General features: G+C 39.5%; 18 protein-coding genes, 1 tRNA gene and 1 pseudogene. 8 read left to right on the forward strand and 12 right to left on the reverse strand.

Annotation, left to right across the window (positions count from 1 at the left end; all coding sequences use genetic code 11):
* Window positions 1–104 precede the first annotated feature (104 nt).
* Both L2B55_RS15910 and L2B55_RS15915 read left to right on the forward strand, forming a co-directional pair.
* A complete protein-coding gene (locus L2B55_RS15910) occupies window positions 105–2,006 on the forward strand; it encodes an ABC-F family ATP-binding cassette domain-containing protein (protein ID WP_237847167.1) in 1,902 nt (633 codons plus the stop codon).
* Between the two features lie 59 nt (window positions 2,007–2,065).
* A tRNA-Lys gene (locus L2B55_RS15915) sits at window positions 2,066–2,138 on the forward strand.
* Between the two features lie 143 nt (window positions 2,139–2,281).
* Here the strand turns inward: L2B55_RS15915 and L2B55_RS15920 are convergent.
* A complete protein-coding gene (locus L2B55_RS15920; protein WP_237847168.1) occupies window positions 2,282–3,004 on the reverse strand; it encodes a superoxide dismutase in 723 nt (240 codons plus the stop codon).
* Between the two features lie 299 nt (window positions 3,005–3,303).
* Here L2B55_RS15920 and L2B55_RS15925 point away from each other — a divergent pair.
* Window positions 3,304–3,420: pseudogene (locus L2B55_RS15925) on the forward strand (IS4 family transposase); the annotation flags it as partial.
* A 242-nt stretch (window positions 3,421–3,662) separates the two neighbouring features.
* Complete coding sequence (locus L2B55_RS15930; RefSeq protein WP_237847169.1) at window positions 3,663–4,727, forward strand: type I restriction endonuclease; 1,065 nt, start codon at window positions 3,663–3,665, stop codon at window positions 4,725–4,727.
* 203 nt (window positions 4,728–4,930) lie between these two features.
* On the opposite strand, the gene L2B55_RS15935 is transcribed toward L2B55_RS15930, so the two are convergent.
* The 6 genes from L2B55_RS15935 to L2B55_RS15960 all read right to left on the reverse strand — a co-directional run bounded on the left by L2B55_RS15935 (window position 4,931) and on the right by L2B55_RS15960 (window position 15,092).
* Entirely contained in the window at window positions 4,931–6,280 is a 1,350-nt protein-coding gene (locus L2B55_RS15935; protein ID WP_237847170.1) for a TlpA family protein disulfide reductase, read from the reverse strand.
* Window positions 6,267–7,826 (reverse strand): TlpA disulfide reductase family protein, encoded by a 1,560-nt coding sequence (locus L2B55_RS15940; RefSeq protein ID WP_237847171.1) that lies wholly within the window; start codon window positions 7,824–7,826, stop codon window positions 6,267–6,269. The genes L2B55_RS15935 and L2B55_RS15940 overlap by 14 nt, the downstream gene beginning before the upstream one ends.
* Before the next feature lie 86 nt (window positions 7,827–7,912).
* The gene (locus L2B55_RS15945; RefSeq protein ID WP_237847172.1) at window positions 7,913–9,448 is read right to left on the reverse strand and encodes a RagB/SusD family nutrient uptake outer membrane protein; all 1,536 of its coding nucleotides are present in this window, start codon (window positions 9,446–9,448) and stop codon (window positions 7,913–7,915) included.
* Between the two features lie 11 nt (window positions 9,449–9,459).
* Entirely contained in the window at window positions 9,460–12,933 is a 3,474-nt protein-coding gene (locus tag L2B55_RS15950; protein WP_237847173.1) for a SusC/RagA family TonB-linked outer membrane protein, read from the reverse strand.
* Window positions 12,934–13,133: 200 nt separating this feature from the next.
* Window positions 13,134–14,312: a FecR family protein gene (locus L2B55_RS15955; protein ID WP_237847174.1), complete on the reverse strand. Its 1,179-nt coding sequence runs from the start codon at window positions 14,310–14,312 to the stop codon at window positions 13,134–13,136.
* A gap of 168 nt (window positions 14,313–14,480) precedes the next feature.
* Window positions 14,481–15,092, reverse strand: coding sequence for an RNA polymerase sigma factor (locus L2B55_RS15960; RefSeq protein WP_237847176.1), 612 nt, complete (start codon window positions 15,090–15,092; stop codon window positions 14,481–14,483).
* A 576-nt stretch (window positions 15,093–15,668) separates the two neighbouring features.
* Here L2B55_RS15960 and L2B55_RS15965 point away from each other — a divergent pair.
* On the forward strand, window positions 15,669–19,007 hold the full coding sequence (locus L2B55_RS15965) for a trifunctional glycoside hydrolase family 18/polysaccharide deacetylase/glycosyltransferase family 2 protein (protein WP_237847177.1): 3,339 nt from the start codon (window positions 15,669–15,671) through the stop codon (window positions 19,005–19,007).
* 137 nt (window positions 19,008–19,144) lie between these two features.
* Here the strand turns inward: L2B55_RS15965 and L2B55_RS15970 are convergent, their stop codons facing one another.
* From L2B55_RS15970 to L2B55_RS15990, 5 genes are all read right to left on the reverse strand, one after another.
* Window positions 19,145–19,717 (reverse strand): dihydrofolate reductase family protein, encoded by a 573-nt coding sequence (locus L2B55_RS15970; protein ID WP_237847178.1) that lies wholly within the window; start codon window positions 19,715–19,717, stop codon window positions 19,145–19,147.
* Between the two features lie 154 nt (window positions 19,718–19,871).
* Window positions 19,872–20,612, reverse strand: a complete 741-nt coding sequence (locus L2B55_RS15975; RefSeq protein WP_237847179.1) for an NYN domain-containing protein — start codon at window positions 20,610–20,612, stop codon at window positions 19,872–19,874.
* A gap of 97 nt (window positions 20,613–20,709) precedes the next feature.
* Complete coding sequence (locus L2B55_RS15980) at window positions 20,710–21,294, reverse strand: hypothetical protein (protein ID WP_237847180.1); 585 nt, start codon at window positions 21,292–21,294, stop codon at window positions 20,710–20,712.
* Window positions 21,295–21,325: 31 nt separating this feature from the next.
* The gene (locus L2B55_RS15985) at window positions 21,326–21,862 is read right to left on the reverse strand and encodes a glycosyl-4,4'-diaponeurosporenoate acyltransferase CrtO family protein (protein WP_237847181.1); all 537 of its coding nucleotides are present in this window, start codon (window positions 21,860–21,862) and stop codon (window positions 21,326–21,328) included.
* Window positions 21,863–22,043: 181 nt separating this feature from the next.
* Complete coding sequence (locus L2B55_RS15990) at window positions 22,044–22,394, reverse strand: DUF6624 domain-containing protein (protein WP_237847183.1); 351 nt, start codon at window positions 22,392–22,394, stop codon at window positions 22,044–22,046.
* 50 nt (window positions 22,395–22,444) lie between these two features.
* Here L2B55_RS15990 and tnpA point away from each other — a divergent pair, with 50 nt between their 5' ends.
* The 3 genes from tnpA to tnpC are packed head-to-tail and all read left to right on the forward strand — an operon-like array spanning window position 22,445 to window position 24,642.
* Window positions 22,445–22,720 (forward strand): IS66 family insertion sequence element accessory protein TnpA, encoded by a 276-nt coding sequence (gene tnpA / locus L2B55_RS15995; protein WP_237845749.1) that lies wholly within the window; start codon window positions 22,445–22,447, stop codon window positions 22,718–22,720.
* The gene (tnpB, locus tag L2B55_RS16000; RefSeq protein WP_255696433.1) at window positions 22,720–23,049 is read left to right on the forward strand and encodes an IS66 family insertion sequence element accessory protein TnpB; all 330 of its coding nucleotides are present in this window, start codon (window positions 22,720–22,722) and stop codon (window positions 23,047–23,049) included. Before tnpA ends, tnpB begins: the two co-directional genes overlap by 1 nt.
* Before the next feature lie 51 nt (window positions 23,050–23,100).
* Complete coding sequence (tnpC, locus tag L2B55_RS16005) at window positions 23,101–24,642, forward strand: IS66 family transposase (RefSeq protein WP_237845764.1); 1,542 nt, start codon at window positions 23,101–23,103, stop codon at window positions 24,640–24,642.
* The last annotated feature ends 228 nt before the right edge of the window (window positions 24,643–24,870 follow it).

Genomic DNA, 24,870 nt, shown 5'->3' on the forward strand with positions numbered 1-24,870 from the left:
ATTTTCATTTTCTCTATAAATAAGATACGAAATTAACTGATAAAAAGTACACTGAATGAGCAAAAACTTATAGCTAACTTCGCCTTTTCAAAAATATTGATTTCATGAATTTCCTTTCAGCAGAAAATATTACAAAATCATTAGGCTTACGCGTTCTGTTTAGCAATCTTACTTTCGGAATTAATCAGGGGCAAAAGGTGGCTTTAATTGCCAAAAACGGAACCGGAAAAACAACTCTTCTAAAAATACTTGCTGGAAAAGATGCGCCAGACAGTGGTTCAATTTCTGTTAGAAAGGATATCAAAATAGCATTTCTTGATCAGGAACCAGAATTACAAGAAGATAAAACAATTTTTGATGCTGTTTATGATGCTGAAAATCCTTTATTGAAAACCATCATGAATTATGAGTTGGCTCTTGAACACCCTGAGGATGCCAAGCGCTTGCAAAAAGCAATAGATCAAATGGATGCTCATCAGGCTTGGGATTATGAGCAGCGCATCAAACAAATTTTAGGTCAATTGAAAATATTTGACCTTCATCAAATCATCAGCTCTTTATCAGGAGGACAAAAGAAGCGCGTTGCTATGGCAATGGCTTTAGTCCAGAACCCTGACTTACTGATTTTAGACGAGCCCACCAACCACCTTGATTTTGACATGGTGGAATGGCTTGAGGAATACCTTGAATCGGAAAAAGTAACACTCTTAATGGTTACCCACGACCGTTATTTCTTAGACCGGGTTTGCAACCAGATTTTGGAACTGGAAAATGGTCAGTTATACTCGTACAACGGAAACTACAGTTACTTTTTAGAGAAGAAAGCTGAACGGGAAGCAACAACGGCTGCTACCATTGATAAGGCGAAGAACCTTTTTAACCGTGAACTGGAATGGATGCGCCGTATGCCCAAAGCCCGCGGAACAAAATCAAAAGCTCGCATCGATTCGTTTTATGAAACTGAAAAAGTCGCCAAACAGCGTTTGGAAGATAAAAAAGTCCAGCTCGACATTCAGATGAATCGCTTAGGGGGCAAAATACTTGAACTGCACCACCTCAAAAAGAGTTTTGGCGACCGCAGTATGGTTGATAACTTCAGCTACGTATTTAAGCGAAACGACCGCATTGGAATAGTTGGTGTTAACGGAGCGGGAAAATCCACTTTTTTAAAATTGTTAACTGGAGAGATAGCTCCTGAAGGTGGTAAAATTGTAACCGGAGAAACTGTAGTGTTTGGTTACTACAATCAGGACGGCATGAAATTACCCGAGGATAAGCGAGTTATTGAAGTGGTAAAAGACATTGCCGAGTTTATCCCTATGGCTAAAGGAAAGAGTCTTACAGCAGCTCAATTATTAGAGCGTTTTCTCTTCTCCGGAGACCAGCAATACACTTACGTTTCAAAATTATCAGGAGGTGAGCGCCGTCGTTTGTATTTATGCACCTTACTGATGAAAAATCCGAACTTTTTGATTCTCGACGAGCCCACAAATGACCTTGACATTATGACCTTGCAGGTTTTGGAGGAGTTTTTAGAAGATTTTCCGGGATGTTTACTGATTGTATCGCATGATCGCTACTTCATGGATCGACTTACCCATCACTTATTCATTTTTGAAGGAGATGGGGTTATCACCGATTTCAATGGAAATTACAGTGATTATCGTGATTACATGCTGATTAAAGCAGCGAATAAAAAGTCGGGGATTGAGAGTCAGAAATTAGAAGAAAAAAACAGAAAACAAGAGTTTGAAGAACAGAAGAAAGAGAATAAGCCTGCGGAAAAAGGACGCAAGATGTCATTCAAAGAAAAGCAAGAGTTTGAACAATTAGAGAAGGACATTGCAACACTTGAAAGTCGTAAAGCTGAAATTACATCAATTTTCGAAAACCCTTCAGCTAACTCGGATGAGTTGCACAAACTTTCGACTGAAATGGAAACAATTGTCGAATCATTGGAAGAAAAAGAACTTCGTTGGTTAGAGTTAAGCGAACTTCAGAGTTAAATTTCTTTCTTATTAGAAATTGCTTATATTTAGTTGGTGTGTACCAGCACTAACACCATGACTCCGTAGCTCAGCTGGTAGAGCAGCTGACTCTTAATCAGCGGGTCGAGGGTTCGAGCCCCTCCGGGGTCACTAATTACAAATATCCTTTAGCCCAAATCTACCCAAAACGAACATTTTGGGTATTTTTTTGTGTGTTCTAACGGTATCTACTCTATCAGCTCGGCCTGGAAAGAAGAGGAACAGGTGCACTAACCAAAGATGATCAGGTTAGATCATTTCAATTTCAAAGCAATATCTAACCGTTGTGCGGCATTATCCCAATTGATAATATTAAAAAGTGCATCAACAAAATCAGCCCTTTTGTTCTTATATTTCAAATAATAGGCATGTTCCCAGACATCGATAACCAATAAAGGGATTACTCCCCATTGCGTTAGTTTTTCATGATTTTCGCACTGTAAAATGGTTAATGAATTTGAATAAGGTTGGTAACCTAATATACCCCAACCATTGCCGTCTACATTTTTGGAAGTCGAAGCAATCAATAGTTTTAGTTTATCATAGCTACCAAAGTTCTTTTCAATTCGCTTCAATAAATCACCAGTTGGTGCAGATTGTTTATTGCTGAGATTTGTCCAAAAAATGGAATGGAGAATATGTGAAGAAAAATGAAAAGCCAATTTCTTTGTCCAGAAATCAACCGTTTCTAAATTATTTTCATCTAATGACCTTCTAATCATTTGAAGATCTTTATTAGCAGCCTTTACAGCCCCTCCATGATGAAATGTGTAATGAAGATGCAACGTTTCAGCATCCATATATGGCTCCAAAAAGTTTTCAGCATAAGGTAAAGTCTGTTGAATAAAAATTCCATTGGCATCTGCTAATTTGTCAATACCTCCATCACTTATGGAGGCTGCAAGCAATGAGTTCGCAGGCAAAATACTTGCACCACCAATTATTAAGCTGTTGTGTAAAAAATCTTTTCGGTTCATAGATTAATAGTTTTAAAATGATGGGTCCAATAGCGTCCTAAACGATAAAAAAGAAAGGGAAGGTATTTAACTCAAAGTTACCTTTGAGGTGCACAAAACACCCCCACCCTTTGATGGTAAACATAACGCTATTTTCTCAAATCATCTCCAAACTAGACCGCTAAAAATTAAACAGTTACCAGAACAAACCCAGGGATTATAGCATTTTTAAAGCCTACTATTTCTGCTTATTACAAAGTCTGGGACAGCAAGCGGACTTCAAACGGATCAAGTTCAGGATCAAGTCCAAGATCTTCCTGTTGGATTCCACCACCATTAGTCTGTGTCTTTCCTTATTCGATTGGGCAAAATACAAAACAGCGAAAGGAGCTGTTAAAATGCACACGCTGCTGGATTATGATGGTCATTTGCCGGCCTAAGTAAACATCACCGATGGCAAGACAGCAGATAATAAAGATACCTATGATGTACCCTTGCATGGAGCCTAAAAGCTCCTAATTCTATCCTCTTTTTTATGGACTCTAAAAATCTCTTTTTACCGTGGAAAGAGGACTCCTTTTATAGTGTAAAGAAAATTAGTTAAACATGGTTTAATTATTGATAGCAAAAATCAATTTATACTATTAATATTAATGAACCTTAAACAGTTAATTTATCTATGGACTTTAAAGATCAAGTATTGCAGCTAGGTGGCCGCGTAGAAAAACTTACCCCTCAAATTGCTACTGAAGAAGCTACTAAAAACGCCCTAATCATGCCTTTTATTCAGTTACTCGGTTATGACGTATTCAATCCATTTGAAGTGAATCCTGAGTTTGTAGCAGATTTAGGAATAAAAAAAGGCGAAAAAGTTGATTATGCTATCATGAAAGAGGGTGAACCTATCATTCTAATCGAATGCAAACACCACCTTGAAAATCTTGAACCACACAACTCTCAATTATTCCGATACTTTCATTGCACCAAGGCAAAGTTCTCTATTCTAACCAATGGCATTCATTTTAAATTTTACACTGATTTGGTGGAGGCCAATAAAATGGACGAAAAACCATTCTTTGAATTTAATATTGCTGAAATCAAAGAAACACAAATCGAAGAATTAAAGAAGTTCCATAAGTCTTATTTCAATATTGAGAACATTTTCAATACTGCAAGTGAACTTAAATACATGAACCAATTAAAATCCTTGATTTCTGTAGAATTCCTTAACCCAAGCGAAACCCTGGTAAGGCATTTTGCAAAACAGGTTTATCCTAGCATCGTTACTCCAAAAATTCTTGATCAATTCACCCAGCTCACCCGGAAATCGATCACTCAACATATCAATGATTTAATAACAGACAGGTTTAAATCGGCAATAAAAAACGAAGAAAAAGAAATGAATGGTGAAAACACACCTTCGATTATTCCGCCAAATGAGGAAGGGAAAATTGTAACGACAGAAGAAGAATTGGAGGCATTTTTTATTGTAAAATCAATTGTAAGATCAAAGATTGGCAGTCATCGGATTGTTCACAGAGATGCACAGTCGTACTTTGCAATTCTTCTAGATGACAATAACAGAAAACCGATATGTAGATTGTATTTCAATGGAAAGAAAAAGTACATAACAACATTCAATGAAGAAAGAAAAGAAATTAAAAGTGAAATTGGTTCATTAGATGACATTTACAACTATTCGGACTTAATTTTAAAATCCATTGATGTTTATTCAAAAAATTAATTCATTCCTATGTGAAAAGACCAGCATCATCGATTGATAATGCTGGTCTTTTTATGGAGCCCAAAAACTCCTTTCTTTCAGATTCGCAGTCACCCGTCCTTGCCAATCGCTAGTACTTCCTGTCCTCTTGTCCTTCAAACGGGGGACTTTTGAATTTTAACAGCTGCCTCTTATAACCGCAATTCATCCTTGCCGGCAATTGTTTATTTCAGCAGCTCATCAATAGCTTTTGTAACTTCTTTTTCTGAAGGCATTGGTGCGTCCATATCAACAATCTTAAAATCCTTATCAATTAATAAAGTACGTGGGATGCCTACAATATTATAAGCCTGCAATTTAGACCTGTTAATGAGCCATTGACAGCCATCTGCATTCCGGTTTTCCACACTTTTCTTCCACAGGTCTTCGCTATCATCAATTGATAAAGAAACGAAAACCACAGCTGGGTTATCTTTATATTGTGCTTTTAGGTTTTCAAAATGAGGCATTTCCTGCATACAGGGACCGCACCAGGTAGCCCATAAATCAACATAAATCACTTTTCCCTTCAAGCTGCTCAAATTCACTTTATTTCCAGCCAAATCAATAGCTGTAAAATCAACAGCTGTGTCTCCCTTTCCAAAAGCCATGAGCTGCCGCAGCATTTTATCGGCGGCATTTTTATAGGCAGGGGTTGTAATTTCCGACAATTTGGTTTTGAAGGATGCCAGTTGTTGCTTATTACCTAGTTTTTGCATTTTCCCAACCATCTCACTGGCCAGGTACCAATCTTTAATTACCTGAACATCATATGGTTTCCCACCCTCCTTTACAATTTCTTCGGCAATATCACGATAAACCACCAGTTTCATAAGCGAGGCATCCGTAAACCCTTTGGCATACTCCTTTACCTTCGGTAAAATCGCCTTATTATAAGCCTCAGAGAATTTTTTTGCCTCTTCATTCTTCAATTTCAGTTTACCGATACTGTAGGATTCTCCGACATACAGACTATTGATCAAATCAGCCTTAATACGTGCATTTTCCAGTCGCCTGAATTCGGCAGATACACTGGTAAGTGATGCCAATTGTTGAGTACGCTGCAGGGCTTTTTCCTCAACAGCGGCTATGGTAGCAGCCGGGCTGTCCTTAACCTGCCTGCCTGCCTCTATAAAAGATCCTCCTTTAGGAAAGGGCGTGTTTTTCATGTAATTATTTGCAGCAGCCCCCTTTCCTTCAAAAGAAGCTTTTCGGGGATCTCCCTTATCTATCAAAACGGTTAAATCATCGCCCGGAGAAAGATAAAGTGCATTTCGGCCCAACCTATAATAATTGGGTGCAGTTGCCTTAAACTTTAGGCTAAAATTACCATTTGCATCGGGCACTATCATCCGGTCTGAAGAGGGAGGCAACAGGTATTGAAACTCCGACATATCCTCAACTTCTACCTGATTGCTAAAGCCCTCCAACTGACCCTTCAACGTAATCCAACCTGCCTTTTGTTGTGCTGATGCACTAATGGTGGTTAGTACTCCAAAACAAAATAAAGCGATAAATATTCTAGTTATTTTCATTTCCAGCTGTTTTAGTGCCATTTGACAATAGAGTATTGATCATTAACTCCAGTTCATCCTCATTGTCTCCATCCGTTCTGAAATTAGAGAAGATAAGTCGGCCATCCTGGTCGATAAGGAAATTCACGGGTGCTGCTCTCCCGTTATCCAAATTCCCTTTTTCTCTGCCTTTTACATCCTCCAATGGTGTAAAGCTATAACCACTGCTTTTCATAAAGGGAACTACGTAGTCGTTTTGTTCGGATGCGATATTGATGCCGACATAAGCCAAATCCTGGCCTTTAAATTTTCTGACCACGTTTTCAAAATGAGGAAATTCACCACGGCATGGGCCGCATCCCGGAAACCAGTAGGTAAGCAATACCACTTTACCTTTGTAATCGGCCAGTGATTTATTACCGGTATTAAGGTATTGTTTTAAGGTAAAAGGAGTGGCTGGTTTAGCTAAAGCACTTAAACGCTTCCAAATATCAGCATCAACCTGACCACTATTTTTACCCAGCTCGTTTCCATAAGTTGTTATTACCGATTTTAGTTTAGGGGAAGGGCTTTTGGCAAATGCCACGATCAGGCTATCATAGGCCGCGCTGGTTTTACCTGCAATATGATCAGCCTCGGCTTTTAGCAAAAGTAGTTCTTTGTTAAAGCCACTGTATCTAGGAAGCTTAACCTGACTTAAAAGAGCCTGGGCCTCGTTTGCTTTTTTCTGACTCATTAATTTCCTTGCTTCAACCAGGTTTTGAGCCTGCACGGCAAGATTTGTCCATTCCTTGTCATCCTTTTTATCCTTTTTCATTTCCTGTGCCAACTCAACTGCCTTTTGAGGATTCTCAGAAAGGAGGATATTGAAATAAGAAGACATCCCGCTTGACGACCAATTGAATTTAGCAGGCGAATAACTGGTACGTAAAAGCTCAAAATACTTCATTTTATCCTCAACATTCTTTGATCTGGCTCCAAGCCAGTATAAGGCCTGCGCTCCCCTTTCATGCTCAGGGAATTTTTTAGCAACAGCAAGGCTCAAGGCTACATATTTTGCCGGATCAATCTCACTGAACGAATAAGCATAGTAAAAAGCAAATCTGGGGTCTGACGGATCAGAAGCTACTGCCTTTGCCAGGTAATCTCTACCTGCAGCAAAATCGCCCCAACGTTCAGCATCAATCCATAAGCCTCCCCAGGCTTCTGTAAACTTCGGATTAAGTTCTACCGCCTTTAACAAATAAGGCTTGGCTTTGGGGCTCTCCTGATCTTCATAGGCTTTTCCCAGAGCGTAAGGAACCGCAGCAGATTTTGGATATTTCTTCATCCACTGGGCGTATTGCTTTTCAAGCTCCGTACTTTCAAACCCCACAGCATTGATATAAGCCTGATGTACCTTAAGGCTATCAGGAGTTTTCTCTACTGCCGCACGGAGTATTGCTAATTCGGCCTTATCGGTAACAGTTGCAGATTTCGTATGCTGTGCAAATCCTTTAGATATATTGATCGAAAAAATGATGGCAAGGGTTAGGATCCCGCCAAGTTTTATTTTATTTAAGTTCATGATTATTTTTTAAAGGATAAAAGGAGGCTGCCACATAAGCCTAATGACTGGCATGTGCCTAGAGACAGCCTCTAAAACATTTTTAATTAATAGCTATTTTGTTCAATAGCACTGTTACTCGAAATAATTTCGGTACGAGGAATTGGAGCCGCATAGCGTCTCGAGTTTTTAGGCAAGGTATAGGTTTTAGCTGTTTCACTAAACGACACCGAAGAAGCCGTAAAAGGATAAAACGATCTGGTTAAAACCACATCATCATTCGGATCATCATTATTATTATACCTGCGGATATCAAACCAGCGCTGAACGAAGGGCATTTCACGCCTTCTCTCTTCAATCACCTTTTTAATAGCATCGTCTTTACCCGAAGCTACAAGGTTGACCCATGCACCCGGCTTCAGACGTTTGGCCCGTAATATATTAAGAGTAGCCATAGCCCCGCTCGGGTCATTTGACCTGGCTTGTGCTTCTGCTTTGGTTAACAATACTTCGGCTACGGTAGGACCGGAAGGAATTTTGTCTTTAAAAAAGAAAATGTATCCTGGGTAATCGTAAGAGGGCTTTGTCATACCTCTATCATATGAATAACCTTCAACCATATGATATTGATACCTTAGGTCATGGTCTTTATCATACAGGTTAAGCAAATCCTGACTAGGTATGTACCACCATGAACCATGGTTCAGCATCCTGAAATATAAAAACTCCTTCCATCCAACCATATCGGTCTGATCTGTTTGGTTATCATGAGTATATGGATACTTTAGCACCACGGTTTGTGCTGTTGGCGTACCGGAGTTAATGGTGATAGACTGATCTTTCCCATACTTCATCTCCGTATTGTAATCCACCAGTGTGCTATACTCTGCCAGCGCCGCGTTAGCATGCTCAATAGCCTTAGCATTGTTGTTACGGTTTAAATAATAGCGTGCTGCAAAAGCATTTACTCCTGCTTTACTTGCCCTCCAATGGCGCCTGCCATTTTGAATTAAGCTTACTGGTGTTTTTAAGGCTTCAACCAAATCAGCTTCAATTAACTGATACACCTTCTCCAGGGGCTGTCTGGCTAATGGCTCCTCAAAACTGGTAGAGGTTTTTATAGGAAGCCCTGCCTCATTCTTATTCTGTTCGGTATAAGGTAGGCAATAGGTATTTGCCAGTTCCCAATAGCTGTATGCCCTTATAAAATGTGCATCCGCTTTAATAATGGCCTTTTCAGCATCCGTTCCGGTAACCTTATCAACATTGTTCAGCGCCAGGTTTGCCGTAAAAATCTTCTTGTATTCACCACTCCAAAAACTCTCCCTGGTATCATCAGGCAGGTATTGCGTATCCCAAAGCATAAATTGGAATGTTGCCATGGATGAAAAAACTCCCCGGCCTGCATTGTACAGATCAGTGGTTAAACCATAATCATCGGTACTGTAAATATTCGTCCTACTCTCTTCTGTATAAAAACTATTCTGGTTGTTTAGCAACGCATCTAACTGGGCTGTGGTCTTTACCACCAACGAGCTGGTTTTTGACGGAGGTTCCTCTAAAAATTTCTCACACGAAGGAAGTAAGAAGGTAATTGTCGCTAAACACAAATATTTTGCAATGAATTTATATGTATTATTCATGATCTTGCTAGTTAAAATTCACACTTTAAACCTAATGATAACCTTGGTTGTGGCTTTAACGTCCCCATCGGATACTCAGGATCTTCACCTGCATTATTTGACACCAGGGTAAATAAATCGTTGCCTTGTGCAAACACCTGTAAACGACTCATATTAAACCTGGTTAACAAACGGTTAGGTATGTTATAGCTTAAGCTCACCTCCTGCATCCTGATGTGCGAAGCACTTTCTATCAAATAGCTTAAGCTTTGGTGAAAGCGATCCCAGAAATAATATCTTGGCTCTATTAAGTTTTGAGGAAGGGGCACAATATTCATCGCATCACTATTCATCACCTCCGTAATCTTCTTGTTTGGCAATACCCTTCCGGTCCAGGTTGGCGGATAGTTGAAGCCCATTCTCTGGAACTTATGTCCGAATTTACCAGTTATAATAAACGATAAATCGAAATCATAGATTTTAAAAGAGTTGATGAATCCAAGGGTATATGGGGCCACTGCAGTTCCCATATTCAGCAGATAATTCCTTCCATCGCCGGGCGTAAAAGCGCCAAAATCATATAATGTACCATTTGCGCCATAAACCATAGGCTGCTTATTTTGCATACCGGCATATTTAAACCTCCAAAGGGAGTTTGCATCCATACCTTCAACATACGCCCCAGTTCCACCGGCGGTAAGTGTTGATGCGGCATAATTAGCTACAAACAGGTTGGTAATTCTGTTCCTGTTATAAGAGAAATTAAGGTTTCCTCGCCAAACAATGTCATTATTTTTAATGCTTTGAGAGGTTCCCAGCTCCAGCTCTATCCCCCTGTTATTCATTTCGGCATTGTTTAGTTTTTGACTGGTGGTTCCGTTTACTGCCGGAATAGACAATGTGGCAATCAGATCTTTGCCAGATTTGTTGTATACATCAACCTTTCCGTATAGTTTTCCCTGAAATAAGGAATAATCTAATCCTAAATTCCATGTACCCGTTTTTTCCCATCTTAAACTTGGGTTACCAAAGCTGGATACTGTTGCAGTAATGTCGCCGGTATAGGTATTAGGAATTGCACCCATGGCAATTAATGGACGGAAAGAGGTACTTCTGTCAACGTTCCCATTATAACCGTAGGTTGCTCTTACATTTAACCTGTCTAACCATAAAATACCCTGCATAAAACTTTCCTTACCGAGCTGCCATCCTAAGCCTAACGACCAGAATGGTGCGTAACGGTACGATGGATCTTCTGTGATCAGATTGGACGCATCGGTACGGACACTTCCTGACAAGGTATATTTATCCTTAAAGGTATAAGCTGTATTAGCGAATAAAGAGAAATATCGCTCAGTGCCATAGCTGTAGCTATTGGAATAACCAAAGGTTTGGTTACTACCCAGCCAATTTTTGATAGGGAAAAATGTACCTCCCGGCCCATTGGGCAAAGTACCTACGCTAAGTGTTTGCTCGTTGAAGCCGTAAGTAGTTGGGTTCCCAAATGTTTCAGCGATGATATTGTTGATTTCTGAGCCCCCTGCAAAATTCACTTCATGTTTTTCTCCAAACCTTCGGTTAAAGTTTAACTGGTTCCTGAAGTTATAAGTCTCTGTTCTTACTCTGTTCTGGTTCAGCACTCCCCCTTTGGGCAAGTTTAAGGTAATCTTATTGGTTACCTGATCCCATGTAACCGCTGTATTCACCGCATTTCTTACCTGGAATGTATTATCATTAAAAATACTTTTATTAGAAGTATTAAACAGCTCATACTGAACCTTGCTATCGAATGAAAGACCTTTAATAATTTTGAATCTCAAACCTGCTTGCAAACGCGTGTTCAGCTGTTCAGAAGTAACTTTTCGATTGGCGATCTCCTGAATGGGGTTGTAAGTCCAGTCAGCATAAGGGAACCGAGTTGTTGGCACGAAACGGTTTAAAATAGGTTTATAATACCTGGAGATATCGGTAAGAGACCCGTCATCATTCCTTAGCATTTCGTAGGGAGCAATAGCTTGTATGTCACTCAGAGCAACGCCATTATTATTCACCTGATTATAATTTGCTAAAGCAGCGAAATTAAACTCCATCCATTTGAAAACATCCGTTATACCTCTATAGTTAAAGGTGTATTTTTTGTTAGTTGTTCCCTTAAAGTTTGATTTGGTATCTTCATAAAGTAACGACATATTGTTACTCATTTTTCCAGAAGAGCCTGACAGGGTCAAATTGTATTGCTGGGTTAAGGGGTTTGTCAATAACTCATCAGCAATCTGGTCCTTATTGCTTTGATTTCGGTATTTAGCTAAACTTGCATCGCGCTCATCGGCTGTAATAAAACCCAGCAAATATTCATTTAATGCCGTAGTACCCGGCGACCATTGATAACCAACATAAGAAAGCGAACCAGGGTTGGTCTGTGCACTCCAGTTTCCAAATGATTGCATTTCATAGTCAATAGTTTGAGCAGAAGTAGCAAGAGGGTTTACATAATCAAGATTAAGTTTACTTGCAACTTTAACAAATGATGAAAAATCAACCTTAAGAGGCATCCCTCTTTTAGCTATCTTAGTTACCACTACAATCACTCCATTAGCTGATTTGGCCCCCCAAATGGATGCGGCAGCAGCATCTTTCAGAATGGTAACACTCTCAATATCATTAGGATTTATGGTACTAAAATCTCCCTGTATAGGAAATCCATCAACCACTACCAGTGGTCTTGCATTTAATGGATTCAAACTGGTCTGCCCCCTGATCTCAAATTTTGGATTACCATCAGCATCTAAAGTGGCCTGCATACCCGCCGTAGTTCCAATCAACCTTTGCGCAATATTGGTAGTTGGTTTATCAAGCTGATCTTTTGAAACCACATTAAAGGCGCCTGTTGCCCTTTCTTTAGAAAGTGTTTGATAACCAGTGCTTACTATAGTTACTTTTTCTAATTCAGAAGGGGAAATAGCCATAGTAATTGTAAAGTCACGTGTCTTTCCTACATTAACTTCTTTGGTTTTGTATCCAATGAAAGTGATCACCAAAACGGAACTTTCGTCAATATTCTTGAGCGCAAATTCACCTTTAGCATCAGTGTTAGTCACTTTGCTACTACCTTTAACTAAAATTGTAGCACCGGTAAGAGGCTGGCCAGTTTCATCAAATACGCGACCCTTTATATCCACAGTTTGAATAAGCTCTACCAGGTTTTCAGGCAAAGATTTTTCCTTTACAATAACTGTATTTTGCAGAATGGTATAGGTAAATGGTTGATCCTTGAAACAAAAATCAAGCACTTCTTCTAGTTCTGCATTTTTAACATTCACGGTTACCCGATTAGCATTTTTGAGAAGGTTAACATTATAAATAAAATCGTAACCGCTTTGAGCTCGAATGTCTTTAATGATTAAGTTGAGGGCAACATTATTCTTATTAATGGTAATTTTTTGTGCAAATCCATTTGCACTTACCTGAAGAAATGAAATAGTTAACAGTATAATAATCAGCCTCACAACCAACAATATTTTATTTAGCGCACAAGAATAATAAACACGCCGAATACTTGTATAAATATTCATACATTTACATGGATTGGGTTAGTAAAATTTTGTTTAAATCATTATTTTTTCCCGAAAGTTTCAGGAATTAAGCCCATCATTAGCCAGGAGTGGGTCGAAGCATTTCCTGGCTATTTAAGCTTATCGTTAAAGAATTATTTCATAACGATAACCCTCCTTCCTTCAATTTTGAAATGAACATTACCAGCAGCCTCAATTACCTTCAACACATCACTAATGCTTTTTGAACGAGAGATTTCTGCAGCAAAGACTAGTTCAGGGGATATTTTGGTTTGGTAAATAATATCTACATCATACCATCGAGAAAGCTTAGTAAGTATGCTTTCCAAACCTTCATTAAATTTAAAGTATCCGTTTTTCCAGGCAATTACTTCTTCAAGATCTACACCTTGATTGATTTGTATTGAATTGCCTATTATATTGATTTGCTCACCCGGCTTTAATATTTGTGTATTGCCAGTTGATTTTGCAATCACTCTAACCGAACCCTCTAGCAAAGTAGTTTTAACAAACTTATCATCAGGATAATTGCTAATGTTAAAATGAGTGCCTAATACCTCTACTTCTTGACCTTCGCTTTCAACAATAAAAGGATGGACCTTGTCTTTTGTTACTTCAAAATAACCTTCTCCTTTAAGCTTTACCTTACGCACCCCTCCTTCCATTAGAGATGCAGAATAAGTTAAACTCGAAGCAGCGTTAATCCAAGCCTTGCTTTTATCGGGTAATATTAAGATATAGGTTTGACCATTAGCTGTGGTTAGCGTATTGACTCTGTTAATATCATTTTCATCTGCTTTAACTTCATACACCAGCTGTCCTTCTGCATTCTTAGAGATACTAATACCTGCTTCCTTCGCTAATTCTCCTTTAATGGCATTTGTTAGATTAATCTTTTTGCCATTAGAAAGTGTTAAGGTTGCACCAACTTTACCTGGTACAATATCAACTTTACTAGCTGTCTGTAAAGTTGGATTGGTAAATTTGCTTTTATAGTAAATAAGCCCAACACCAACAATAATAGCAGCTGCTGCTGAAATGGCTGCAATGCGTAGCCAAAGAATATTATTTTTCTTTTGAACAGGTTTACTGCCTTCAAATATTTTATCAAGTATCAAATCCTTTTGAGCTGTAGTTATTCCTTTCTCATCCTGATAATCTTTTTTAAAGGCTTCAACAAGCAGTATTTCCAAATCTGCAATGTAAATAGGATCATTTACATAATCCCAAAGCTCATCTTTTTCCAGCGTTGTGGCTTTGTCCTCAAAATACAGATCTAGCAAAACTTGCAGTCTTGAATTGGTATCTTTCATTCGTATTCAAACTAAACTAGAGTAATTTAACCCTATATTAATACAGACACCATTTTTAAATGGCTAGGGTTAGTACCCTTCAAAAAAAACATTCAACTAATTAATTATCAGTGATTTTAATTTAAAAAAAGAAAGTAATAAAGAGAGTCTTTATAAAGCAGCAGTCACTTAATTTGACTTAAAAAGAGTAATAATGAGAAGTGGGTAGAAAATGGCATTCTTTGCAAAATGTTCCCTTATCTTTTGAAGCGCCTTTTTCATATGTGCACGTACTGTTTCAATAGAAATATTCATCTGATGGGCAGCTTCTTCATATTTTAATCCCTCAATATGACAAAGTTGATATACTTTTCGTTGTTGCGGAGCCAACAAATCCAGAGCTTCATTTAGAATTTTCAAGGAATCGTTGTAATCTAGTTTTTGCTGAGTAATATCAAAGATTGTTGTGTCTACAAAATCATCTGAATTAATTGATGAATTCAAAGAAGGTTTTTCTTTTCTGGCAATTTGCCGAATGACATTCAGAGAATGATTACGGACAATCCGTGTTAAGTATCCTCCAAAATTATCCAACTCCGTTAACCTTTCCCTTAAAGTCCAAACTTTAAGAAATACATCCTGTACGATTTCCAAAGCGATTTCTTCGGACTTGGACAGTTTTTTACTAAATATAAAGAGGTGATGATGGTAGTGATTAAAAAGAATCGTAAAAGCACGCTGATCCCCTCCTGCAATTTTTGCAAGCAAATCGCTTTCATTAGGAAGGGGATTTAAAGCCATTAATGAAATAATTGATTGATTAGGTTATAATTAGATTGAGGACAATTATATACAATTAATTCGAAAATTGGCACTCTACTCATACTAACGTGCTTTAATATCGTTTTTTTTAAAAAAAACCGGCAGCATTTATTGCATGCCGGCTGTTATGAAAGATTAGGTTAAAAAAACAATTTTATTTTGGTACGTTGACTTTTATTGATATTGAAACTAACAGCTAAAAACAACATAGCCCTTTTTTAAACTGACAATATTTTTAAGAGAAAGGGTTAGTCCGCTTCTAAATAAAATTTTAAAAAACTGATCATCAGGATTTTATTTTTAACATTAAGAAAGAGGGTTTATGAAAACATAAGTAGTTGAATTTTTATTTCTGATGAACTTAATAAAATTAAGCGATATGGAAGGAGAGGCAGAAGGGCACTTTAAAGCATCCTTTTTCATCAATCAGTGTTCAAATCTCCTATCCTTGTGTAAGGCCAGCAAACCTCTATATTCAATTCTCAATACTCAATACTCTTCATTAATTCTTCATTACCATGCTTTTAATTTGGATAATAATCAACTCCGATTAATATGTCTGAATCGAAACTACAGGTATTTCAGACCCCAAATTCCAAACGTTGGATACGTTTTCTGTGGGCCTTAAGGTTATCAATATTCTTCCTTCTCTTATTAGGAATTACCTTCGGAATTGCTCTTTGGAGGAGTTCCGGAACAGTGTTACCAAGGCTGATCAATAAAAATCTGGCATATAAAAAAATTCTTAACCCCGATGATCCGATTATGTTCAGGAATGAACAAAATCAATCCTATAAAAAACTAAAAGACAAACTTTTCTATTCAAAACCACGAGAAATAAAGATGCACCCGCATTACAAAAATGCCCATGCACAACCCATGGCCATTAGGGCTGCTTATTATGTCAACTGGGATGCCCAATCATTTGCCTCACTCAAAAATCACATTGAGCAAATGAATATGATCATGCCCGAATGGTTCTTTGTAACAGATACATCCGATGTGGTTCAAACGAATATTGATGATGCGGCACTGGCGCTGATGAAAAAACACAAAGTGTCTATTCTTCCCATGATATCCAACTTCAGCAATGAAAAATGGAATGGAGCAAATGTGCACCGGATCATCAGCTCGCCCCAAAAACGACGCGTGTTTATTGCCAGTGTGGTTGACGCTTTAAACAAGTATAAATTCCAGGGGGTAAACGTCGATTTTGAGGATTTAGTTGAAACAACAGACGCCAATTTAATTGCATTCCAGAAAGAACTTTATAAAACATTACATGCCAAAGGTTTTTTAGTTACTCAAGATATTCCTGCTGATAATTCGGATTATAATCTCAAAGCAGTTGGCAATTATAACGATTACGTATGCTTAATGGCCTACGACCAGCATTACTCAACCAGCAAACCGGGTCCTATCGCTCAGCAGCATTGGATTGAAACTGCAATCAGTGAAACAAAAGATAAAATCCCGGAGGATAAAATCATCCTGTGCCTGGCGGCTTATGGTTATGATTGGGCCAAAGACAGTGAGGGCCAGGACATAACTTACCAGGAAGCCTTAACTACGGCGGCCGAGTCAGAAGGAAAGATTAAATACAACAATGATGATTACAACCTCTCCTACACGTATGCAGACGATGCAGATGTAGCGCACCAGGTTTTCTTTACCGATGCCGCCACCGATTTTAATGACATGATCACCGCCCGTGATGCCGGTTTGGCTGGTGTTTCACTTTGGCGGCTGGGTTCAGAAGATCCCAGGATATGGTCCTTCTATAAAAAAGATTTCAACGACCCCAAAGTTCAACTTTTTGACCAGGACCAAATGCAGAATTTGAAGGGAGGAACATCCATCGATTATCTTGGTGAGGGTGAAGTGCTCGATATATTAAGCAGTCCGCAGAACGGGCATATAAAAGTAACTTTTGACAATAAAAACAACCTGATCTCCGAACAGCAATATGAAAAGCTGCCCACTTCTTATGTGGTAAAAAAATTCGGAATCGGCAATAAAAAGATACTCTTAACCTTTGATGACGGTCCGGACGAGAAATACACGCCGGCAATTTTGGATATTTTAAAAAAGGAAAACGTCCCTGCTTCGTTTTTTATGATCGGCCAAAATGCCGAAAACAATATTCCGCTGGTCAAAAAGATTTATAAAGAAGGATACGAAATAGGCAATCATACCTTTACGCATCCCAATTTGGCGTTGATGCCTCCTGAGCGCCAGCGGTTGGAACTGAATGCAACCCGCAGGCTGATTGAATGCATTACCGGCCATTCAACTGTGTTATTTCGCCCTCCGTTTAATGCCGATGCCGAGCCCCAAAGCTTCGCCGAAATTGAACCGGTGGCGATGAGTAAAAAAGATCATTACATTACCGTGGGAGAATCTATTGACCCCCGGGACTGGGAACAAGGTGTTTCGGCCGATACCATTTACCAGCGTGTAATTGAGCAACAAAATCTGGGTAGCATCATCCTATTACATGATGCCGGCGGCGACCGGACGGCAACCATTCAAGCGCTGCCGCGAATTATCCATTACTTTAAAACCAAAGGATATAAGTTTATTACCATTGCTGATTTGCTAGGCAAAAAACGTGATGAATTAATGCCGCCTTTAAGCAATTCAAAAGATTTGATGCTGTCAAAAGTGAATTATCTGCTTGCAGCGATTATGTTCTATTTTCATCATGCTGTGGAAGCCGTATTTGTCTTGGGAATCATTCTTTCAATAAGCAGGATGATCCTCATTGGAGTGCTGGCTTATCTGCAAAAAAGAAGAAAAACCACCAACAGTAGTTTGCAACCGGGGGTAAGTATTATTGTTCCGGCATACAACGAAGAAGTGACTGCGGTAAAAACCATTACCAATCTATTAAAAACGGATTATCCCGACTTTGAAATCATCTTCGTGGACGATGGCTCGAAAGATAACATGTACTCCATTGTCGACAGCCACTTTTGCAATAACCAGCAAGTTACCCTGCTGACCAAACCCAATGGAGGCAAAGCCTCGGCATTGAACTTTGGTATTTCCTATGCCCAATACGACTATGTAATATGTATTGATGCAGACACTCAGCTTAAACCCGATGCAGTTGCCCAACTGATGAAAAAATTCAGCAGCGAAGAAGTGGTGGGTGTTGCCGGTAATGTAAAAGTTGGCAACGAGTTTAACCTGCTTACCAAATGGCAATCGATTGAATATATTACGGCGCAGAACTTTGACCGCAGAGCCTTCGATCTCTTGAATTGCATTACAGTAATCCCCGGCGCTAACGGTGCGTTTAAAAAGTCAGCTTTAATTAAAGCCGGTATGTTTACCCACGATACTTTGGCTGAAGACTGTGACCTAACCATTCGCCTGTTAAAGAATGGCGGCAGGGTTGTATATGCGCCAAATGCCATTGCCGTTACCGAAGCGCCTGAAACGCTTAAAATGTTCTTGAAACAGCGCTTCCGCTGGAGCTTTGGAACTATGCAATCCTTTTGGAAACACCGCAATGTATGCTTCAATTTTAAGTATAAATCATTGGGAATGGTGGCCATGCCGAATCTGCTGATTTTCCAGATATTAATGCCCTTGATCTCCCCTCTTGCCGATTTATTGATGGTGTATGCCCTGCTCAGCGGAGGAGCCGCCTATGTATTGGGTTATTATTTAATTTTCGTTCTGGTGGATGCTTTGGGAGCAGCAATTGCATTTTCTTTTGAAAAAGAACCAATTTTCAAGCTTTGGCTATTGATTCCGCAGCGATTCTTTTACCGGCAACTGATGTATTTTGTTTTATTAAAAGCCTGGTTGAATGCCATCAAAGGTGAATTGATGAGTTGGGGTGTGTTAAAACGAAGCGGCAGTGTGGAACTGACTGTTGATTGAGTTATGGAAATTTCATCAAGTCATATTTTTTCACCACAATATCTCTTTTGTTTTGTCGATGGGTGTCGTCTTAGGTTATTTGTCTTGGTTAGACACTTCACCTCCCATTGCGGAAATACTTTGTTAGCGATTCATCGTTATTGTCCGTCCACTGTGTAATTCAGTTCAGTTACCCCGCAAGTAAATTGCCGAGTAGTCAATAGATTTAATTTTATTTTGTCTTTGATGTCTACAAACAATGGAATGCCTCGTCCAAGAATAATTGGATTAACAAATAGCCAGTAGCCGTCAATTAAGTTCTGTTGAATAAGTGAATGTGTTGCTGTCGGGCTACCAAAAAGTAAGACGTCTTTACCTGCTTGTTGTTTTATTTCATTTATTCTGTCGGAAAGGTTGTCGCTAATAATTTTTGTGTTAGTCAGACCCGCATCTTTCATTGTTTTTGATAAAACAACTTTGTGAACTTTATTATACCACTTTGAATGTTCAATGTCGTGCTTGGTCGCTGTAGGCTTGTCCCCTGCACTTGGCCAGTAATTTTCCATCATCTGATAAGTTACTCGACCATATAATGCAGTGTCACCTTCGCTTATCCGTTTACCGACATAATCAAACAGTTCTTCATCAACTTTAATCCAGTCCATTTCTCCGTTCGGTCCAGCTACAAAACCGTCAAGTGATATGTGCATAAATGAAATTATTTTTCTCATAGGGTTCTATTTTTTATGGTTGTCTATGGTTTGTTACAACTTGCCGAAGGCGCAATGAAAACACCTGCGTTTTAGTCCGCCGTACGTAATTAATTAGTTGTAAGAACAACGTCACACGTCGCCCGCAGTGACGGCAAGCCTGTCTTAGCGGCAATTATCTTTGTTTTAAGTATATGTGTCTAATATTATTTAATCCAGAATCTCTTTCATCAATGTCAAACTTATTGATATCTTTTATTAAAGGCAGTAATTTTGGAAATCCATAATTTCTTGGATCGAAGTCAGGTTTCTTTTTAAGAATGTAGTTTCCTAAACTTCCCAAAAATGCCCAACCTGTTTCGTCCGCCAAATCATTGACACTTTCTGTTATAATTCTAATCGTTTCGGCATCTACTTTACTAATTGGCTCTTCCTTTTTGGTTTTTGTAGTCACCTTAGTAATACTTGCTGTTTCTGTACTTGCTGTCTTTAGGATTTCTATGTAGATAAATTTATCGCAAGCAGAAATGAAAGGCTGTGGTGTCTTCTTTTCTCCAAAACCAATTACTGTCATTCCTGCTTCTCTAAGTCTTGTAGCTAATCTAGTAAAATCACTATCACTTGAAACAATACAAAAACCATTTACTTTCCCAGAATAAAGAATGTCCATAGCATCAATTATCATTGCACTGTCACTAGAATTCTTTCCTGTTGTATAGCTGTATTGTTGAATAGGAGTGATAGCATTTTCCAGAAGAACATTTTTCCAGCCAGCAACAGTCGGCTTGGTCCAATCAGCATAAATTCGCTTGATTGTTGGAGTTCCATTTTTAGCAATTTCTTCAAGCATTTCTTTTACAGTTGAATAAGGAACGTTGTCTGCATCAATTAATACTGCTAATTTATCTTCTGTCATTTTGATGATGGTTATTTTTACGCTAACGTTTCATGGCTTGCCGAGCGGCGCGAAGAAAATCGCTCGTCGCCAGCGCGGTTTCTTGGGCCTAGATTTGTTAAGTTAGTAAATTTTTTAATTTTAAATTATTCAGCAATTCTTCAAATTCGTCATTTGTTACTGCCCCAATTTCTTGTAGCCATTTGTAATTATGTATTTGTGTTTCCTCGTTTAACGTTGGGTCTATAAGAGCATATTTTGTCTTGTAATAGCTTTTAATAGCCGTCTGTAAAGAGTTAATAAAATTATCTACAGTTTCCCTGTCGGGATTCGATCCATTTAATTGAAGAACTATTGCCCCTCCTTGAATAAACACCTTGTCTGTCTTTTGGAAAAATGAATAAACGGCACCTGTCCCAAACATTAGCGCTCCGAAAATCCAAAAAAGTAATTGAGGAAATCGAACGCCTTTTTGATATTCGTCAAAAAGCACATAAGTTGCCAGGACTGTTAGGCCTATATAAAAAGGAATTAGAATTAAAATGCTTCTGGTCTGTCTACGGGATAAATCTAACCCTAGATTGTCAAGTTTAATATAGAATTCTTCATATTTATTAATGTTCTTTGTCGTTACAACAATTCTGTCTTTTAAGATTTTGTAATGTTTATAGGAACCAAGTGATTTTTGTAATAGTTCGTCCATTTGAAGTGTTTTTTAATAGGCCCGAGGGTATTTATCTCCGATTACTTAAATTTATAGCTCTTTCTATTCGTGGCCGATTATATCGTTGAAGGAAAATTGGATAAAGGTTTAGTAAGACATTTAATATCAGTAACCACAAAGATTTGAGAACTCCAAATTTGAATGCCACGAAAACATTAAATCCTAGTACTATAAGCAAGATAATTAAGTGACCTAGTTCAGATTTTTTTGTTTGATAATGTAAATTCATCAAAGCTTTGGTGTTTTTTTCTATTGGATTAGATTTTTTATTCAGTCTTTCCCAACCAGTCCAAACCAACAATTTTCTGAAAAAATTTATGCCAAGATATTCGTATATTTTTCCTCTCCGTTCCCACCCCTTTCCATTATAGTAAGAAGAAGTAAACTGGCTTTTTAGCGTTTCAGTAAAACCAAACACGAATGCCATCAACAGGAAGTTCAGAGCCCACGCGAACGAAAAACCATCCATTCCAATATAATGAACCAGAGCACTAATTGAGATAATTGTAATTATTGCAATTGAAATTAAAATTAAGTTTTTTTTCATTGATTACTTTTCGTTTAGGATTCTAAGATGTTGTACAACGGGCGGCACTTGCCCATGAAAATCATCCTGCGTTTTTATCGACCGTTGTCTTAAAGTTATTAATTGGTTTGTGATTTCCAAGTTGCACGTCGCCCGTGCTCAAGGGTGTGTTATAAGCCGTGCTGATAATTATATCCTTGAATTATTTGCCGATTTTAATAGGTTCTAAGCCCAACTTCTTTCGCCTTTCATTTACATGTTCTTCGTCATGGATTGGAAAGAGTTTTTGCTTCTGGGTGGATGTATCATAAAATGACTTTGTTCCATATAATTGTTTTTCCCCATTTGCAATTAATACCCTGTCTTTCAAAGTCACGTAATACATCATTGGAATTGTCTTTTTCATTGCTTCAGCTTCAAAAAGAGGGAGATATCTTTCTCTGTACTCCATATCAGCATGCCATGTTATTAAATATGCAGCCATAGCTTCCTCTTCTCCGTATTCTTCTTGTGTTGGCAATCCTATCTTAGCTATTATTTTGGCAGTAAGCACCCGACCAACCCCATCTTTACAGTTTCCTCCTGGTATCTTTTCTTTGTTGGATGAAAAAAATAGAGCAAATGCGCCTAGCCGTGCAGCAATGGAAAGAAAGCGGGTTAACCCAGCAAGCTTATTGTGAAATGATCGGGGTAAAGCGAACTACGTTTGCCAACTGGGTGGCACGATGTAAAGCAAGGACTGAAACAGGTTTTATTGCCATCACTCCCCCAACTGAAGCGGTCTCAGCAACCCTTGAGATCATCTATCCTAATGGCGTACGGCTTAACGCAAGTTCCGCTCCTGTGCATCTCCTTGCTGAACTGATCCGCCTCTACTGATGTTTAGCCTGAACTCTTCTCATCGGTATTTGCTGTACCAGGGACACTGCGATATGCGCAAATCATTCGACGGCTTGTGTGGCTTGGTTGCTTCGGAGCTCAAGGGGAATGCTACCAGTGGGGACGTCTTCGTCTTTCTAAACCGGCAGCGCACCCATATCAAGCTGCTGCATTGGGAACACGGAGGCTTTGTGTTGTACTATAAGCGCCTGGAAGAGGGGACCTTCCCGGCATCGTCCAAAGGGCAGCTGAGCTGGGCGGATCTGGTGCTGATGATCGAAGGGGTCGAGGTGCAAAAGAGTCGACAGTTACGCCGCTACCAAGTATAAAAAAGTGCCTTTTTATTTGCCTAAACGCGGTTTTTTGCTTATTTTCACGTCATGGATATGGCACTGGAAAACCTCTCAAAAGAGAACCTGATTGCTCTTTTGAAGGAGAAAGATACCTCCATTGAAAGGAGAGATGCCGCCATTGAATCCTACCAAAAAATCAACTCTTCCCTTCAGGAAGAGGTCGACTACCTTAAACAGCAGGTTGAGCTTTTCAAGCGAATGCAATTCGGTCAGAAGCGTGAACGCTTCGAAGGCGATCCCGCACAAGGTGTGTTGCCATTTGAAGCTCCGGCAGAAGAAGTGGCCCTTCAGGAAGAAACCATCAAAGAACAGATTACCTATACCCGTAAAAGACAGTCTGCCCATAAAGGCCGCGCCGCCCTTCCGGCTCATTTACCGGTAGAGGAAGTGGAGATCTATCCCCAGGGTGATCTGTCGGAAATGGTATGCATCGGCAAAGAAGTTACTGAAGAGCTGGAGTGTGAACCTGCCCGGTTCTTCATCCGCCGTTATATCCGCTATAAATATGCTGCCAAAAGCGGTGAAGGGGTCACCACCGGAGAGCTTCCCGAACGAGTAATCGACAAGGGCATTCCGGGCGCAGGCCTGCTGGCCATGATCCTGACCGATAAATATGTGGATCACTTGCCGCTGTACCGACAAAAGCAGCGGTTTGCCCGGGAAAACATCCCCATTGCCTCCTCTACGCTCGAAGGCTGGGTCAAACAAGGGCTGGAACGACTCGAACCGCTCTTTGAGCAACTCAAGTTCGACATCAAAGCCAAGGGTTATTTGCAGGTCGATGAAACGACCATCAAGGTGCTAGAAAGTGATAAGAAAGGAGCTTGTCACCTGGGCTGGTATTGGGTGTATCATGCTCCACTGGACGGACTGGTCCTGATGGACTATCAGCCTACTCGCGGTGCAGTAGCTACCAAAGAAATGCTGGCGCACTTTAAGGGGTATCTCCAAAGTGATGGCTACGGCGTATACGAAAAAATAGGCCAGCGGCCCGAGGTCATCCCGGTAGCCTGCTGGGCGCATGCCCGAAGGGAATTTGAACGGGCACTGGAAAACGATAAGGTCAGGGCCGCTAAAGCACTCGAGTTGATCCAGCAGCTCTACGCGGTGGAGCGCAAAGCTAAAGAAGCACAGCTGCCGGCCGATCAACGCAAGCAATTACGTCTGGATGAAGCACTTCCGGTACTCAACGAGCTCGGTAAATGGATCTTCGCCGAGGTAAAAAACACCTTGCCCAAAAGCCAGATTGGAAAGGCGATGCGCTATGCCATGGCACGATGGGATAAGCTCAGCGTGTATCTCCAGGATGGCAGCCTGCAGATCGACAATAATGCCATCGAGAATGCCATACGCCCCATCGCTTTGGGACGCAAAAACTTTTTGTTTGCAGGAACGCATGAGGCTGCTGCGCGGGCGGGGATGATCTATTCGTTCTTTGCCATCTGCAAGAAAAATGAGGTCAATCCTTTCGGGTGGTTAAAATACGCACTGGAAAACATCATGACCATCAACCACAAGAATATCCGGGACCTCTATCCCCAGAACTTTAAGAAATTAACTGAACTTTAAAAGACGGGGTTCGTCGGGCGGATACTTTTGGCAAGAACAATTTGATTTATCCTATCAGTAAAACCGATATATTTCCGAAAATAAGAGTCGGAACTTTTATGCCAATTCTTGTTTAGAGACATCAGGCTATCTCTATACATCTGGTCATTCCTATAGAGATCTTGAAGGAGTTTTTTTATATCACTTTTTGAGTAATTGCTGATATCCATATTCGGCTTAACAATACTG

It is taken from the genome of Solitalea lacus, assembly GCF_022014595.1.
In the GTDB taxonomy this organism is placed as follows: Bacteria; Bacteroidota; Bacteroidia; order Sphingobacteriales; family Sphingobacteriaceae; genus Solitalea; species Solitalea lacus.